We start from the raw sequence: 15,247 nt of genomic DNA on the forward strand, positions 1-15,247 counted from the left end.
GGGTCGACGTGACGTCGATCACCGGAAGTCGCGGGACCGGTGGGGACCGATGGTCGAGGCCGCCTCGGGGTACAGCACCTCCACCCGCTCGATCCGCTCGGCCCGCAGGTTGGTGGCACCCTCCACGTTCTCGACCACACCGCGCACGACCACGCCCGCCGCGTTCTGCAGGACCCGCCGGTGTCGCTTCCAGACGTCGGCGAAGACCACCACGTTGAGCATGCCCGTCTCGTCCTCCAGGTTCAGGAACGTGACGCCCGAGGCGGTGTAGGGGCGCTGCTTGTGGGTGATCAGCCCCGCCACCCGGACCCGACGCCCGGTGCCCAGGTCGGGGCAGTCCTGGACCGCCAGCACCTCCTCGGCACGCAGCAGCGGTCGCAGGTGCACGAACGGGTGCTCGGCGGGCGAGATGCGGGTGGCCCACAGGTCGGCGGTGGTCAGCTCGACGTCGCTCATGCCGGGCAGCATCGGAGGTGGCGCCTGCACCGCCGTGCCGGCCAGCAGGTCGGGGGCGTCGGTGTAGCCCGCGTTCCAGAGCGCCTGGCGACGGCTGATCCCGAACACGTCGAACGCCCCGGCGGTGGCGAGGGCCTCCATCTGCGGGACCGACAGCCCGGTACGTCGCACGACGTCGGCCATGTCGACGAACGGACCGTCGGCTCGCGCCGCCACCACCCGCTCGGCGTCGGCCTCACCGATGCCCTGGACCTCGGTGAGGCCGAGGCGCACGGCGTGGTGGCCGTCGCGGCGGTGCCCGGCCAGCCTCGCCTGCAGCTCCGTCCGGCCCTCGGTGTCGTCGAAGTCGCCTGCCGGCGGCTGCTCGCGGTGCGTGCACCCGTCGAGGCCGGTGCTGGTCCGCCGCCCACGGCCCGGCCCGTCGTCGAGGACCTCCAGGTCGGCATGGACCTGCGAGCGGGCGATGCAGGGCCGCCGCACCTCGACGCCGTGGCGCCGCGCGTCGGCGGTGAGGGACTGCGGGGAGTAGAAGCCCATCGGCTGGGAGCGCAGCAGCGCCGCGAGGAACGCCGCCGGCGCGTGCAGCTTGAGCCAGCTGCTGGCGTACACGAGCAGCCCGAAGCTCAGCGCGTGGCTCTCGGCGAAGCCGAAGTTCGCGAACGCCTGGATGCGGGCGTAGATGCCGTCGGCCACCTCGCCCGTGATGCCGTGGCGCTCCATGCCGGCGTAGAGCTTCTCCCGCAGCCGCTCGATGCGCTCGGTGCCGCGCTTGGACCCCATGGCCCGACGCAGCAGGTCGGCGTCGTCGCCCGTGCAGTCCCCCACCGCCATGGCGATCTGCATGAGCTGCTCCTGGAACAGCGGCACCCCGAGGGTGCGCGCCAGCACCGGCTCCAGCAACGGGTGGATGAACTCGACCGGCTCCTTGCCCGTGCGGCGACGGATGTACGGGTGCACGGCACCGCCCTGGATCGGACCGGGCCGGATGAGCGCGATCTCGATGACGAGGTCGTAGTACGAACGAGGACGCAGACGGGGCAGCGTGCCGATCTGCGCACGGCTCTCGACCTGGAAGACCCCGACGGAGTCGGCCAGGCAGAGCATGTCGAAGACCGCCGGCTCCTCCTTGGGGATCGACGCGAGGTCCCACCGCTCCCCCGTGTGCTCGGCGAGCAGGTCGAACGTGCGCTGGATCGCGCCGAGCATCCCGAGGCCCAGCAGGTCGAACTTGACCAGCCCCATCCACGCGCAGTCGTCCTTGTCCCACTGCACGACCGTGCGCTTGTCCATCCGCGCCCGCTCGATCGGCACGACCTCGCCCACCGGGCGCTCGGTGAGCACCATCCCGCCGGAGTGGATGCCCAGGTGCCGCGGGGTCTTCAGCAGCTGCTCGGCGAGCTCACCGACCAGCGGTGGCAACGGGCTCTCCTCGGGCGTCTCGACCGCACGCCACGACTCGATGCTCTTGCTCCACGCGTCCTGCTGACCCACGGAGTAGCCCAGCGCCTTCGCGACGTCGCGGACCGCCGAGCGCGGCTGGTAGCTGATGACGTTGGCCACCTGGGCGGCGTTGCGGCGCCCGAACGTGTCGTAGACCCACTGGATCACCTCCTCGCGGCGACCTGCGTCGAAGTCGACGTCGATGTCGGGCTCCTCGTCGCGCGTGGCGGCCAGGAACCGCTCGAACGGCAGGTCGTAGAACATCGAGTCGACGGCCGTGATGCGCAGGGCGTAGCAGACCGCGGAGTTGGCCGCCGAGCCCCGGCCCTGGCACAGGATCCCCCGCCGACGGGCCTCGGCCACGATGTCGTGGACGATGAGGAAGTAGCCGCAGAACCCCTTGGCCTCGATGACCGCCAGCTCCTGGCGGAGCCGCTCCTCGGCCCGGTCGCGGTCGTGGGCGTACAGGTCGTCGGCGCCCCGCCTCACCAGCTCGCGCAGCCACTCCATGGGGGTGTACCCGTCGGGGACGTCGGTCTGCGGCAGCCGCGGCGCCGCACGACGCAGGTCGAAGGCCGCACCCCGGGCCACCTCGACCGACCGCGCCACGGCTCCCGGGTAGCGCCCGAAGCGTGCCTGCATCTCCTCGCCCGAGCGCAGGTAGGCCTGGCCGGAGGCGGCCAGCCAGCCGTCCATCTCGGCGAGGCTGCGCCGGGCGCGCACGGCGGCCATGGCCTGGGCCAGCCGGGTGCGCGACGGCACCGCGGCGTGCACGTTGCCGGTGGCCACGACCGGCAGGGCGTGCTCGCCGGCCAGGGCCGCGAGCACGTCGTTGGTGGCCGAGTCGGTGGGACCGCCGTGGTCGGTGAGCTCGACGTCGACGGCGTCGGCACCGAACAGGTCGACCAGCCGTCCCAGCGCGCGCGACGCATCGGCCGGCCCACCGGTCGCGAGCGCCTGCCGGACGAAGCCCTTGCGGCAGCCCGTGAGCACGTGCCAGTGCCCTCGGCCCTGCTCGGCGAGCCGCTCGAGGTCGTAGACCGGCCTGCCCTTCTCGTCGCCCGCGAGCTGCGCCTCGGTGATGGCCGCGGCCAGCCGGTGGTAGCCCTCCACCCCTCGGGCGAGCACGAGCAGGTGGCTGCCCTCCGGGTCCGCGGCACCCAGCTGGGGCGCGGTCAGGCCCAGCGACAGCTCCGCCCCGAACACGGTGTCCAGACCGGGGTGCTCGGCGGCGGCCTCGGCGAACCGGGCCACGCCGTAGAAGCCGTCGTGGTCGGTGAGCGCGAGCGCCTCCAGCCCCAGGGAGCTCGCCTGCTCGACCAGCACCTCCGGTGCGCTCGCGCCGTCGAGGAAGCTGAAGTCGCTGTGGCAGTGCAGCTCGGCGTAGGGAGCGGTCCGGACCTCGTCCGCCGAGCCGTGACGACTTGGCCTGCCCGGCGCCTGGTACCGGGCACGCTTGCGGCTGAAGGCAGGCCCGTCTCCTCCGTCCGGGAAGCGACCGTCGACCGGGTCGGGGCGCAGGTCGTCGCGACCCTCGCTCGGCAGCGCGTGAGCGGGCCGGCCGGAGAGCCGGGCCTCCAGCTCGCGCCACGGGACGTCGGGGTTGTTCCAGCCCATCAGCGCTCCACGGGCTCGTGCACGTCAGTCATAGCGGGCCTCGGTCCACCAGGTGCCGTTCTCGACGACCATGAGCCAGGCCGTGCCGTCGACCCCGACCACCTGGAAGCGCGCCACCCGACGGGCCGCCGCCTCGTCCCACCACAGCTCGTCGACCGGCCACGGGCCCGCCCAGGACGCCACGGGACGCCAGTCCTCGTCGCCGGCGGCACGGAACCGGACGGGGTCGCAGCTGATCGCTCCCCGGCCGTCGACCCCGACGACCCGGTCGCCGGGGCCGACCACCTGGGCCGGACGCGGTGACGCGTACACCGTGGCCGGCGCCGGCGGTGGCACGGAGCCCGGCCAGGGAGCCCCCACGGCACGGGCCGGCTGGGTCTGCTCGCCCCACGGCGCGAGCAGACGCCGGGCCGACGGCGAGCGGCCACCCTGCACCCGGGCGGCGAGCACCCCCTCGTGACCGACGAGCCCCTGCACCCGGGCGATGCCGCGCTCGACGCGGTCGTCCTCCTGCGCCGTCGCGGCACCCCGACCACCGGGCCCGAAGAGGGCGGGTGCGTGCTCGCCGACGGGCGCGACGCTCTCGGGCACGAGCCGGACCGCGCCGACCGGTCCCGGCAGCGGACCGCCCTGCAGCTGCCAGCGCACCCGGTCGACGACGTCGACCGCACCGAACCAGCGCGGGTGGACCCACCGACGGGTGGACGCCACCTGGTCGTCGACCTCCACCTCGATCCCGAGCGCGGTGCACACCAGGCCGTGGTCGGCCAGGCGCGCGACGAACCGTTCGGCGACCGACCGCAGGCTGAACGCCACCGTCTCGGAGCTGGAGACCGGCGGCTCGAGGGTGAGGATCCCGCCCAGCTCGGGAGGCACCTCGCGCCGGGCGAGGAGCCGAGGGTCCTGGCCCGAGGCCAGGCGGTGCAGGAGGGCACCGTGGGTGCCGAACCGGGTGTGCACGTCCGACGCGGGCAGGGCCGCCAGGTGCGCGAGCGTGGTCAGGCCCATGCGACGCAGCAGGCTCACCACCTCCGGCGCCTCGAGCGTCTCGACCGGCAGCGGAGCCAGGAACGCGGCGTCGGCACCGGGCTCGACCACGTGGACCCCTTGCGGCATCGCGCGGCGGGCGGCCTGCTCGGCCGCGAAGAGCCCGTCGGCCACCCCGAGCCGCACGTCCCACACCGCCAGCGAGACGACCCGCTCGGCGACGACGGCCGCCGCCTCCTCCTCGCCCCCGTAGAACCGGGCCGGCACGGGCAGCGCGCACAGTCCCGGCCGGAGCGGCGTGACGGCGGGGCTGAGCTCCTCGACGCCCAGCAGCACCTCCTCGAAGGCCCGGGCCTCGACCTCCGGGCGGTGGTCGGCGAGCGCGAGCTCGGGGCACCGCGCCTGCGCGTCACGGCGCCGCATGCCGCGGCGCACGCCCTCCACCCGGGCGGCGTGGTTGCAGGCCAGCACCTGGCCGCCGTCCATGACCGCGCCGGGGACGTCGCGCGGCAGGTCCGGCAGGGCGGCCCGCACGGGCCAGTCCGGGCACCAGAGCACGAGCGTCCTCATCCTGCGCTCCTGACGAAGGCGGGGCTCCTCACGATGACGGGAACCCCGGTGGCCGGGGGCGCCACGACCTGCGGGCGCGCAGGTCGCACGGTCAGGTCGTCGGCCGGCAGGAGGAGGTCGCGGGTCCGGCTCGGAGCAGTGCCACGGTGCACGGTCACGGTGGCCTCACGCGCCCTCAGGTGGCCGTCACCCGCCCCCACCCCCGCCCAGCGCGTGGTCGCGAGGGTGAGCCGGGCGTCGCACCGGGGCCAGACGCCCCACGGCACCAGCACGCAGCCCTGCTTGCGCAGCCGGGCGCCGAGGCGGGCGGCGTCGCCCTCACCGACGGCGGACGGCGGCCGCACCACCACGAGGCCGACGACGTCGACGAGGGCGGCGGTGACCTCCAGCCACCGGTCCTGGGGGTCCGGCACGAACACGGTGCGGTGCGGGTCGACCCCCATGGCCACGGCGGCCTCGACCCCGAGGTCGGGTGCACCCACGACCGCGGACCACGTGCCGGCCGCCGACGGGCCGGACATGAGCAGCAGCGCGAGGCTGGCCGCGTCGACGCCGTAGACCCCACCGGTCTCGAGGCTCAGCAGGCCCTCGAGGGCCGGGTGCGTGGGCACCGCCTGCCGTGCGGGTGCGCCCTGCATCCGCTCGACCTCGCGCCGCAGCTCGGCGACGACCTCGAGGGCTGGGCGGGCTGCGGACACCCTCTCATGATCGAACAGATGTTCGAACGAGTCAACCTGGTCTCACGCCCGCCCTTCGACAGGCTCAGGAACCACCCTTCGACAGGCTCAGGGATCGCCCCTTCGACGGGCTCAGGGACCGCCCTTGGGCATCAGGCGTCGCCCTTCGACAAGCTCAGGAACCGCCGGACTCCACCGCGCCGAGCGGGATCGACCCGCCCGGGATCGCGTCGAGGAGCATCCGCGTGTAGTCCTGCTGCGGGTTCTCGAACACGTCGGTCACGCTCGACTGCTCGACGACCTGGCCGTTCTGCATCACCAGCACGTGGTCGGCGATCTGCCGCACGACCGCGAGGTCGTGGGTGATGAACAGGTACGACAGGCCCAGCTCGCTCTGGAGCTCGTTGAGCAGGTTCAGGATCTGCGCCTGCACCAGCACGTCGAGCGCCGAGACGGCCTCGTCGCAGATGACCACCTCGGGGTCCAGGGCGAGGGCCCGCGCGATGGCGACGCGCTGCCGCTGCCCGCCGGACAGCTCGTTGGGGTAGCGCGTCATGACCGACGCCGGCAGCGACACCTTGTCGAGCAGGTCGCGGATCTTGGCCTCGCGCTCCTTGGAGGTGCCGATGTCGTGGAGCCGCAGCGGCTCCTCGATGGACCGGTAGATCGAGTACATCGGGTCCAACGACGCGTACGGGTTCTGGAAGACCGGCTGCATCTGCCGCCGCATCGCCAGCTGCTGCTTCTTGGACTGCAGCGTGGTGATGTCGACGCCGTCGAACTCCACCGACCCGCTCGTGGCGTCGAGCAGGCCGAGCACCATGCGCGCCACGGTGGACTTGCCCGAGCCGGACTCCCCCACGATCGCCGTCGTCGTCCCCCGCTCGAGCCGGAACGAGACCTGGTCGACGGCCGTGAAGTCCGTGGACCGACCCGGACGGCTGCCCCGGATCTTGAAGACCTTGGTGAGGTCCTTGGCCTCGATGATCGTGCTCGAGCCCTCGCCGAACTCCTCGGAGTGGCCCGCGACCTCGGCCGCGATCTCGGCCGCCGTCTGCACGGCCTGCTCACGCACCTCGGCGCGCGCGTCGACCGACGAGAGCCGCTGGGAGGCGAGTGACGGGGCCGAGCTCACGAGGCGCTTGCTGTAGGGGTGCTGGGGGTTCTGCAGGATCTCCAGCGCCGGCCCCGACTCCACGATCTGGCCGCGGTACATGACCACGAGGTGGTCGGCGCGCTCGGCGGCCAGACCGAGGTCGTGCGTGATGAGCAGCACCGCGAAGCCGAGCTCGTCGGTGAGCCGGTCGAGGTGGTCGAGGATCTGCTTCTGCACGGTCACGTCGAGCGCCGAGGTGGGCTCGTCGGCGATGAGCAGCTTGGGGCGAGCCGCCAGGCCCATGGCGATGAGCGCGCGCTGGCGCATGCCGCCGGAGAACTCGTGCGGGTACTGCCGGGCCCGGCGCTCGGCGTCGGGCAGACCGGCCTCCTCGAGCAGCTCCACGACGCGGGCGTCGGCCGCCTTGCCCTTGGCCACGCCGTTGGCCTCGAGCGACTCCTTGATCTGGGTGCCCACCCGCCACAGCGGGTTGAGGTTGGACATCGGGTCCTGCGGCACGAGGCCGATGGACGACCCGCGCAGCGCGATGATGTCGGACTTCTTCGCGTTCGCGATGTCCTGACCCTCGAACAGGATCTGCCCCCCGGTGATGCGTCCGGTCCCCGGGAGCAGGTCGATGATGGCGTGCGCCGTCGTCGACTTGCCCGAGCCGGACTCGCCGACGATGGCCACCGTCTGACCGGGGTAGACCGTCAGGTTCGCGCCGATGACGGCGGGGACGATCGTCTTCTTGTCGGCCGCGAAGCCGACGTGCAGGTCCTTGACCTCGAGCAGCGGCTGCTCGCTGGAGGGGCGGCCCTCGGGGTTCGGGATGCTCATCGCTTCTTGGCCTTCGGGTCGAGGGCGTCGCGCACGGCGTCGCCGAGGAGGATGAAGCTGAACACGGTCAGCGCGAGCGCTCCGGCGGGCCAGAACATGGTGCCCAGTCGCTGACCGGCGCGGACCTGGTTCTGCGAGGCCGCGATGTCGTTGCCCCACGACACGATGCTCGTCGGCAGGCCGAGGCCCAGGAACGACAGCGTGGCCTCGGCCACGATGAAGATGCCGAGCGAGACGGTGGCGGTCACGATGACCGGGGCCAGCGAGTTGGGGATCACGTGCCGCACCAGGTTGCGGCGCGGCGTGGCGCCCAGCGCGCGCGCCGCGTCCACGAACTCCTGCTGCTTGGTCTCGATGACCGCACCGCGGGAGATACGCGTGACCTGGGGCCAGCCGAACAGACCGAGCGCGAGCACGATCGCCATGACCGAGCCCCAGAAGCCGCGGTCGGGCCACACGTTGTTGAGCGCCGACAGCAGGACGATCGCGGCGAGCAGCAGCGGGATCGCGTAGAACACGTCGGCGATGCGCGAGATGAGCGAGTCGAAGAAGCCGCCGTAGAAGCCTGCGACGGCACCCGTCACCAGGCCCAGCAGCGCGACGATGAGCGTGGTGAACACGCCGACCGCCACGGAGGCACGTGCTCCGTAGATCATGCGCGAGTAGACGTCGCAGCCCTGTCGGTCGAAGCCGAGCGGGTGCCCGGGCTCTCCGACCGCCAGGCTCTTGCCGGTCTGGCAGAAGCTCGGGTCGTTGCTCGTGAACAGCCCGGGGAAGGCGATCACCACGGCCAGGAAGACCAGCAGGGCGGCCGAGACGTAGAACAGCGGGTTCTTGCGCAGCTGCTTCCACGCCTCCTTCCACTGGCTCTCCGGCGGCGCGGTGGTGTCAAGCGCACCCACGTCGTGCAGGGGCGTGTCCTCCAGCCGGGCGAGGTACCGCTCCTGGCCGGGTCGGATCTTGGACGAGCGGCCGTCAGGCATAGCGGATCCTCGGGTCGAGCAGGGCGTAGAGCAGGTCCACGACGAGACTGGTGATGACGTAGACAAGCACCATGATGGTGACGACGGAGACGATCGTCGGGGTCTCCCCGCGTCGCACGGCCTCGAAGGCCAGGTTGCCGACGCCCGGGACGTTGAAGATGCCCTCGGTCACGACCGCGCCGGCCATGAGCCCGCCGAGGTCGGCACCGAGGAAGGTCACCACGGGGATGAGAGAGTTGCGCAGCACGTGGCGCCGGTTGACCTGTCCGTCGGGCAGGCCCTTGGCGCGGGCTGTGCGCACGTGGTCGGCCGTGAGGTTCTCGATGACCGAGGTGCGGGTCAGGCGCAGCACGTAGGCGAACGACACCAGACCCAGCACGATCGCGGGCAGCAGGAGCTCCTGGAACGTCGCCTGCGAGCTCACGAGCGCCGGCAGCGCCCCCAGCTTGATGCCGACGAGCAGCTGCAGCACGAAGCCGAAGACGAAGATCGGCACGGCGATGACGAGCAGCGAGACGACCAGCATCGTGGAGTCGAACAGCTTGCCGCGTCGCATGCCGGCGTAGAAGCCCGCGGCCACGCCGAGCACGGCCTCGATCACGAGGGCCATGAGCGCGAGCTTGATGGTCACCGGGAAGGCACGCTGCACCAGGTCGATCACCGGCTGGCCGCTGAACGCGGTGCCGAAGTCGAGGGTCAGCGCGCCCTTGAGGAACAGCAGCCACTGCACCAGGAACGGCTTGTCGAAGTTGTACTGCTCACGCAGCGCCTGGTAGGTGCCCTCGGGCACCGGCTTGTCACCGAACAGGGCGACGATCGGGTCGCCCGGTCGCAGGAACACCATCGCGTAGATGAGCAGCGTGGCTCCGAGGATCACCGGGATCGCTTGGAGGAGACGCTTGCCGACGTACCACCACATGGGCAGAACTCCTTGTCTGAGGGGGCGGCGACACCGCGACCCGCCACGACGATACGCCGCGGGCGGTAGCGCCACCGAGGGACCCGGACACACCTGTGGGGCAACACCTGAGGTGTTGCCCCACGGGTGGTCGTGCGGGCGCCGGAGCTACTTCTTGGTGATGAGGTGCAGCTCGGGCTGGTTCTGCCAGTTGAACTCGACGTTCTCCACGTTCTTCGACGCGGCAGCCGCGACGTTGGAGTACCAGAGCGGGATGGCGGGCAGGTCCTTGAAGAGGACCTCCTGGGCCTGCGACTGAAGCGCGTAGCGCTTGTCCTCGTCGGGCTCGCCCGCGACCTGCTCCATGAGGTCGTCGAACTCGCTGCTGGAGTAGTCACCGTCGTTCGACCCGGCCTTGGTCTGGTACAGCGGGGCCAGGTAGTTGAAGATCGACGGGTAGTCGGGCTGCCAACCGGTGCGGAAGGCGGTCTTGATGGTGCGGTTGGTGACGTCGGTGCGCAGCTCGTCGAACGTGGCGTAGCCCTTGGCCTTGGCGTCGATGCCGAGGTTGTTCTTGAGCTGGTTCACGACCGCGTCGACCCACTCCTTGTTGCCGGGACCGTCGCTGTTGTAGGAGATCGTGAACGATCCCTCGAACTCGGCGATGTCGTCGGCCTGGGCCCACAGGTCCTTGGCCTCGGTGCCGTCGAACTGCAGCACCTCGCTGCCCGGGATGTCCTTGTCGAAGCCAGGCATGACCGGAGCCGAGAAGTCGACGGCCGGCGTGCGGGTGTCGTCGAAGATGTTCTTCGTGATCTCCTCGCGGTTGATCGCCTTGGAGATGGCCTGACGACGCAGACGTCCCTCGTCGTTCGTGCCGAAGCCGGCCAGGCTCTCGGGGATGGTGATCGATCCGAAGACCGAGCCGGGCTCGGAGATGGCCTGGACGCTGTCGTCGGACTGGAACGTCGACAGGGCGCTCGGCGGCACGGCGTCGAGGACGTCGAGGTCACCGGTCTGGACGGCCGTGTAGGCGGTGTCGGGGTTCGTGAAGAACTTCAGCGTGACGCCACCGTTCTTCGGCTTGCGGACACCGTCGTAGGAGTCGTTCGGGACCAGCTTGATCTGGACGTCGTGCTCCCACGCGCCCTTGCCGTCCATCTTGTACGGGCCGTTGCCGATCGGGTCCTCGCCGTAGGCCTTGATGTCGTCGAACGCCGACTCGGGCAGCGGGTAGAACGCCGAGTAGCCCAGACGCGCCGGGAAGTCGGCCTCGGGCTGGTTCAGCTCGATCGTGAAGGTCTTCTCGTCGACGACCTTGAGGCCCTCGAGCGTCTTGGCGGTCGGCTTCTCCTCCTGGACGGCGTCGAAGCCCTTGATCGGGTAGAAGAAGTAGCTGCCGAGCTGCTTGTTCGTGCTGAGCGCGCCGTAGTTCCAGGCGTCCACGAAGGAGTCGGCGGTGACGGGGGTGCCGTCGGAGAACTCCCAGTCCTTGAGCTTGACGGTCCAGGTGACGTTGTCCTCGGACTCGATCGACTCCGCGACCTCGTTCACGCTCGAGCCGTCCTTCTGGTACGAGACCAGACCGGCGAAGAGCAGGTCGATGGCGCGACCGCCACCGGTCTCGTTCGTCGAGGTGGGGACGAGCGGGTTCTGGGGCTCGGTGCTGAAGTTGGTGATGACCGAGTCGGTGGACCCGGAGTCGTCACCGCCCCCGCCACAAGCCGCCAGGACGAGGCTGCCCGCGGCGAGCAGGGCTACGCCCGCGACGCGAGTACGTCGGGAGAGACGCATGGATTCCTCCTGTGAAGATGGGTGCACGCAGGCGCGTGCGCCCCTATTGCTATCACCGCGACAGGGCCGCACGACAGAGCCGCACGACGTCTTAACCAACTTGGAACCTGATCCCGATGGGCCATGGTGCCTGGTCCCGACGGGCCAGGGGACGCACGAGGGCCCCGGACCGTGTGGTCCGGGGCCCTCGTGGCAGGGAGTGGTTCAGCCCTTGCGCTGGGCGATGCCCTCCGTGGCCTGCGGCAGGACCGTCTTCAGGTCGCCGACGACGCCGAAGTCGACGAGCTCGAAGATCGGCGCCTCCTCGTCCTTGTTGACCGCGACGATGGTCTTGGACGTCTGCATGCCGGCGCGGTGCTGGATGGCGCCGGAGATGCCGTTGGCGACGTACAGCTGCGGCGAGACGGTCTTGCCCGTCTGGCCGACCTGGAAGCTGTGCGGGTACCAGCCGGAGTCGACCGCGGCACGCGAGGCGCCCACGGCGGCACCGAGGCTGTCGGCGAAGGCCTCGACCTCGGTGAAGTCGCCGCCGGTCCCACGTCCGCCGGAGACCACGATGGCGGCCTCGGTGAGCTCGGGACGGCCGGAGGCGGCCTTCTCCTTGGTGGACACGATCTTGGCGCCCTTGGCGGCGTCGGAGACCTCGACCGTCACGGCCTCGACCGTGCCGGCGCCCGAGGCGGCCTCGGGGGCCACGGAGTTGGGCTTGACGGCGATCACGGGGATGCCCTTGGTGACCTGGGCGTCCACGGTGAAGTTGCCGGCGAACACGGACTGCGTGGTCGTGACGACGTCGCCGTCGACCTTCACGTCGACCGCGTCGGTGATGAGGCCGGACTCGGTCCGCAGCGCGACGCGAGCGGCGATCTCCTTGCCCTCCGTGCTGGAGGGGACCAGCACGGCCGCGGCGGAGGAGTCGGTGACGATCTTGGTGAGTGCCTCGGCCTTGGGGCCGACGAGGTACTCGCCGTAGACGGCGTCGTCGAGCTGGTAGATCTTCTCGGCGCCGTGCTCGGCGAGCGAGCCGGGCACGTCGGCGCCGAAGACGACGGCCGACGGCTCGCCGATCGAGCGGGCGATCGTGAGGAGCTCGAGGCTGGGCTTGGTGGCGTTGCCGTCGACGACGTCGACGAGCACGATGACTTCGGACATGTCTCTGCTCTCCCTGCTCAGACGAACTTCTTGGAGGCGAGGAACTCGACGAGCTTGGAGCCGCCGTCGCCCTCGTCGGTGATGATCTCGCCGGCGGTGCGCGGCGGGCGGGGCTCGGTCGAGGCGACCTTCGTCCACGCGGCGTCGAGGCCCACGTCGGACGCGTCGACGCCGAGGTCGGACAGGTCCCACTCCTCGACCGGCTTCTTCTTGGCCGCCATGATGCCCTTGAAGGACGGGTAGCGAGCCTCGCCGGTCTGGTCGGTGACGCTCACGACGAGCTTGCCGGTGCCCTGGATCTCCTGCGTGGCGACGTCGCCGTCACGCTTGATGGTCACGGTCTCGCCGTCGACGGTGATCTCGCCGCCGAGGGTGACCGCGGGCAGGCCGAGACGCTCGGCGACGAGCGTCGGGACGACGCCCATGCCGCCGTCGGTCGAGGCCATGCCGAAGAAGACGAAGTCGTACTCGAGCTTCTCGAGCGCCTTGGCCAGCACGAGCGACGTGGCGAACGCGTCGGAGCCGGCGATGGCCTCGTCGTTGACGTGCACGCCCTTGTCGGCGCCCATCTGCAGCGCCTTGCGTACGGCGTCGGCGGCGTCGTCGGGGCCGACGGTGAGGACGGTGACCTCGCCGTCGCCCTCCTCGACGACCTTGAGGGCCTGCTCGACGGCGTACTCGTCGAGCTCAGACAGCAGACCGTCGACGTTCTCACGGTCCACGGTGTTGTCGGACGAGTCGAAGGTGCGGTCGGCCGTGGCATCCGGCACGTACTTCACCGCGACGACGATGTTGGTCACGAGGACCCTCCTGTGGTCGGGGACGCGACGCTCGGCGTCGCGTGGTCGGGAGGTCCACCTTCCCACGTGGAGCTCCACGGGGTGAGGGCAGCCTTGCGTCGCAGGTTACCGGCGGGTTACAAGCGCGGCCACCCACACCGGCAATGGCGTCGGTCACATCGCGGCCCGCGGAGTCGGCCGCGTACGTCGGCCGCCGGGGACTCAGGCGTCGCGGCGCGAGAGCAACGACGGCGCGGCCACGCCGACGATGAGGTAGACCACCGAACCGCCGCCGTAGGCGACGAACGCCTCCTTGGCCGCGGCGTTCTCCCCGGAGAAGGCGACCAGGCCACGCAGCGGTGCCGTGAGCGGGTCGGCGACCACGGCGACCGCGCGGAGCACGCCGGCGTCGGCGTCGAAGCCGAAGGCCACGAGGAGGGCGGCGAGCGCCAGCAGCACCGAGGCCACCAGTCCGAGCACGCCGATCGCCACGCCGATCAGGGACACGACACGCGCCGGCCCGAAGGAGGAGGACTCCTGCGGCACCGACGGCGGCTCCGGCACGCCGTCCTCGGCCTCGACGGTCGACGCCTTCTCGGCGCGCGCCCGCTCCTTCGCCTCGGCCTTCGCGGCGCGCGCCCGCTCCTTCGCCTCGGCCTTCTCACGACGACGCGCCACGGTGGCTGCCGCGGCGGCCCGGCGCTCGTCGCCGCGACCTACCGGTTCGTGCAGGGTCTGCTCGGACGCGTGTGCGTCGGCACCCACGTCAGGGTCCGACGCCTCGACGACGTCGTCGGAGGTGCCCAGGTCGTCGCCCACGGTGGCGTCGACGTCCTGCTGGGCCGTACCGACGGCGTCGAGCAGGGCCGTCTCCTCGGCCTCCGTCGCAGCGTCGGCCGGCGTCAGGTCCTGTGCCTCGCGGTCCTCGGGCGCTCGATCGGGGTCGGCGGCGTCGCGAGACGCGAGGTCGTCGGACTCGTCGGCTCGAGCGGTGGTCGGACGTCCGGCCAGGGCGGCGAGAGCTGCGGCCTTGCTCTTCTCGCGACGCTGAGCCTTCTGCTCCGCCGCCGCGCTCTCGGCCTGGCGACGTCGGTCCTGCTCCACCCGCGCGGCCGCGGCCTGCTCCTCGGCGAGCTGCCTGGTCCGTGCGTCCTCGGCCTCCTGCGCGGCCTTGCGGGCCGCGGCCTGCTCGGCCTCGCGGTCCTTGGCCTCCGCGCGCTCGGCCGCCTCGCGGTCCTTGGCCTCGGCGCGCTCGCGCCGGGCGCGATCCTTCTCCGCCTTGGCGGCGGCTCGCTGCTCCTCACGGTCGCGGCGTGCGGCCAGACGCTTCTCGGCCTTGGCCTGCTTGGCCGCTCGGCGCCGCTCGCCCGCGTCGCGGCGGGCGTGGTCACCGGGCTGGTCCTCCAGCTCGGCCGCGCCGTCGTCGGACGACCCGCCGTGCGTCGCCGCGATCCACGCCAGCGACCCCGGCACGAGGTCCTCGTAGGACCGCGTCGGACGTGCCTCGTCGGCCGCGGGCGGGGCCTGCGCAGGCTCCGCGGTCGACTCCGGCTCCGCCTCGGGCGTGCTCGCGTCGAGGCCGGCGACGATCGCGCCGGCGGTCAGGTACTCAGGATCGGCGGATGACCCTTTTTTTGGTCGGGGGGACGGATCCCCCGGTCCCGTCGCTCACCTCCGGGGGGGTCTCGGTGCCCACGGACGGCTTCTCGTCCACGAACTCCCCCACCGACGGTTCCGAGATGCTCTCGGAGAACGTCGGGGTGGCCTTGGCCGACTGGTTGGCCGCCACGATGTGGGACTGGGCCACCCGCTCGGCCTCGGCCTCGGCCGCCGCCACCCACTCCATCGCGGTCGCCTCGGCCTCGGCCAGCTTCTCCTCCGCGGCCGAGCGCGCGGCCGCCACGGCCTGGCTGAGCCGCTCCTGCGCGTCGCGCTTGGCCTGCTGGACGACGCGGTCC

Annotated in this window: 11 protein-coding genes; all 11 read right to left on the bottom strand. The window is 71.7% G+C overall.

Annotation, left to right across the window (positions count from 1 at the left end; genetic code table 11):
• Window positions 1–18: 18 nt before the first annotated feature.
• Complete coding sequence (locus NUV38_RS03845) at window positions 19–3,513, bottom strand: error-prone DNA polymerase (protein ID WP_257727841.1); 3,495 nt, start codon at window positions 3,511–3,513, stop codon at window positions 19–21.
• Window positions 3,514–3,537: 24 nt separating this feature from the next.
• Entirely contained in the window at window positions 3,538–5,070 is a 1,533-nt protein-coding gene (locus NUV38_RS03850; RefSeq protein WP_257727842.1) for a DNA polymerase Y family protein, read from the bottom strand.
• Complete coding sequence (locus NUV38_RS03855) at window positions 5,067–5,768, bottom strand: hypothetical protein (protein ID WP_257727843.1); 702 nt, start codon at window positions 5,766–5,768, stop codon at window positions 5,067–5,069. Before NUV38_RS03855 ends, NUV38_RS03850 begins: the two co-directional genes overlap by 4 nt.
• Before the next feature lie 154 nt (window positions 5,769–5,922).
• Window positions 5,923–7,683 carry an ABC transporter ATP-binding protein gene (locus NUV38_RS03860; RefSeq protein WP_257727844.1) on the bottom strand — a complete coding sequence of 587 codons (1,761 nt, stop codon included), beginning with the start codon at window positions 7,681–7,683 and terminating at the stop codon, window positions 5,923–5,925.
• Entirely contained in the window at window positions 7,680–8,666 is a 987-nt protein-coding gene (locus NUV38_RS03865; RefSeq protein WP_257727845.1) for an ABC transporter permease, read from the bottom strand. Before NUV38_RS03865 ends, NUV38_RS03860 begins: the two co-directional genes overlap by 4 nt.
• A complete protein-coding gene (locus NUV38_RS03870; protein WP_257727846.1) occupies window positions 8,659–9,585 on the bottom strand; it encodes an ABC transporter permease in 927 nt (308 codons plus the stop codon). The genes NUV38_RS03865 and NUV38_RS03870 overlap by 8 nt, the downstream gene beginning before the upstream one ends.
• 147 nt (window positions 9,586–9,732) lie before the next feature.
• Window positions 9,733–11,358, bottom strand: coding sequence for an ABC transporter substrate-binding protein (locus NUV38_RS03875; RefSeq protein ID WP_257727847.1), 1,626 nt, complete (start codon window positions 11,356–11,358; stop codon window positions 9,733–9,735).
• A gap of 204 nt (window positions 11,359–11,562) precedes the next feature.
• Window positions 11,563–12,510 carry an electron transfer flavoprotein subunit alpha/FixB family protein gene (locus NUV38_RS03880; protein WP_257727848.1) on the bottom strand — a complete coding sequence of 316 codons (948 nt, stop codon included), beginning with the start codon at window positions 12,508–12,510 and terminating at the stop codon, window positions 11,563–11,565.
• Between the two features lie 17 nt (window positions 12,511–12,527).
• On the bottom strand, window positions 12,528–13,310 hold the full coding sequence (locus NUV38_RS03885) for an electron transfer flavoprotein subunit beta/FixA family protein (protein ID WP_257727849.1): 783 nt from the start codon (window positions 13,308–13,310) through the stop codon (window positions 12,528–12,530).
• A 201-nt stretch (window positions 13,311–13,511) separates the two neighbouring features.
• Window positions 13,512–14,762 (bottom strand): hypothetical protein, encoded by a 1,251-nt coding sequence (locus NUV38_RS03890; RefSeq protein ID WP_257727850.1) that lies wholly within the window; start codon window positions 14,760–14,762, stop codon window positions 13,512–13,514.
• 136 nt (window positions 14,763–14,898) lie between these two features.
• A partial coding sequence (locus tag NUV38_RS03895; protein ID WP_257727851.1) for a hypothetical protein occupies window positions 14,899–15,247 on the bottom strand: 349 nt, incomplete at its 5' end.

Origin of the sequence: Aeromicrobium sp. 50.2.37, from assembly GCF_024655735.1 — a bacterium.
Taxonomy (GTDB): Bacteria; Actinomycetota; Actinomycetes; order Propionibacteriales; family Nocardioidaceae; genus Aeromicrobium.

Bases quoted from the DNA above. Each gene is read 5' to 3' on its own strand.
- NUV38_RS03845 (WP_257727841.1), bottom strand. From the start codon at position 3,513: ATGGGCTGGAACAACCCCGACGTCCCGTGGCGCGAGCTGGAGGCCCGG.
- NUV38_RS03850 (WP_257727842.1), bottom strand. From the start codon at position 5,070: ATGAGGACGCTCGTGCTCTGGTGCCCGGACTGGCCCGTGCGGGCCGCC.
- NUV38_RS03860 (WP_257727844.1), bottom strand. From the start codon at position 7,683: ATGAGCATCCCGAACCCCGAGGGCCGCCCCTCCAGCGAGCAGCCGCTG.
- NUV38_RS03865 (WP_257727845.1), bottom strand. From the start codon at position 8,666: ATGCCTGACGGCCGCTCGTCCAAGATCCGACCCGGCCAGGAGCGGTAC.
- NUV38_RS03870 (WP_257727846.1), bottom strand. From the start codon at position 9,585: ATGTGGTGGTACGTCGGCAAGCGTCTCCTCCAAGCGATCCCGGTGATC.
- NUV38_RS03875 (WP_257727847.1), bottom strand. From the start codon at position 11,358: ATGCGTCTCTCCCGACGTACTCGCGTCGCGGGCGTAGCCCTGCTCGCC.
- NUV38_RS03880 (WP_257727848.1), bottom strand. From the start codon at position 12,510: ATGTCCGAAGTCATCGTGCTCGTCGACGTCGTCGACGGCAACGCCACC.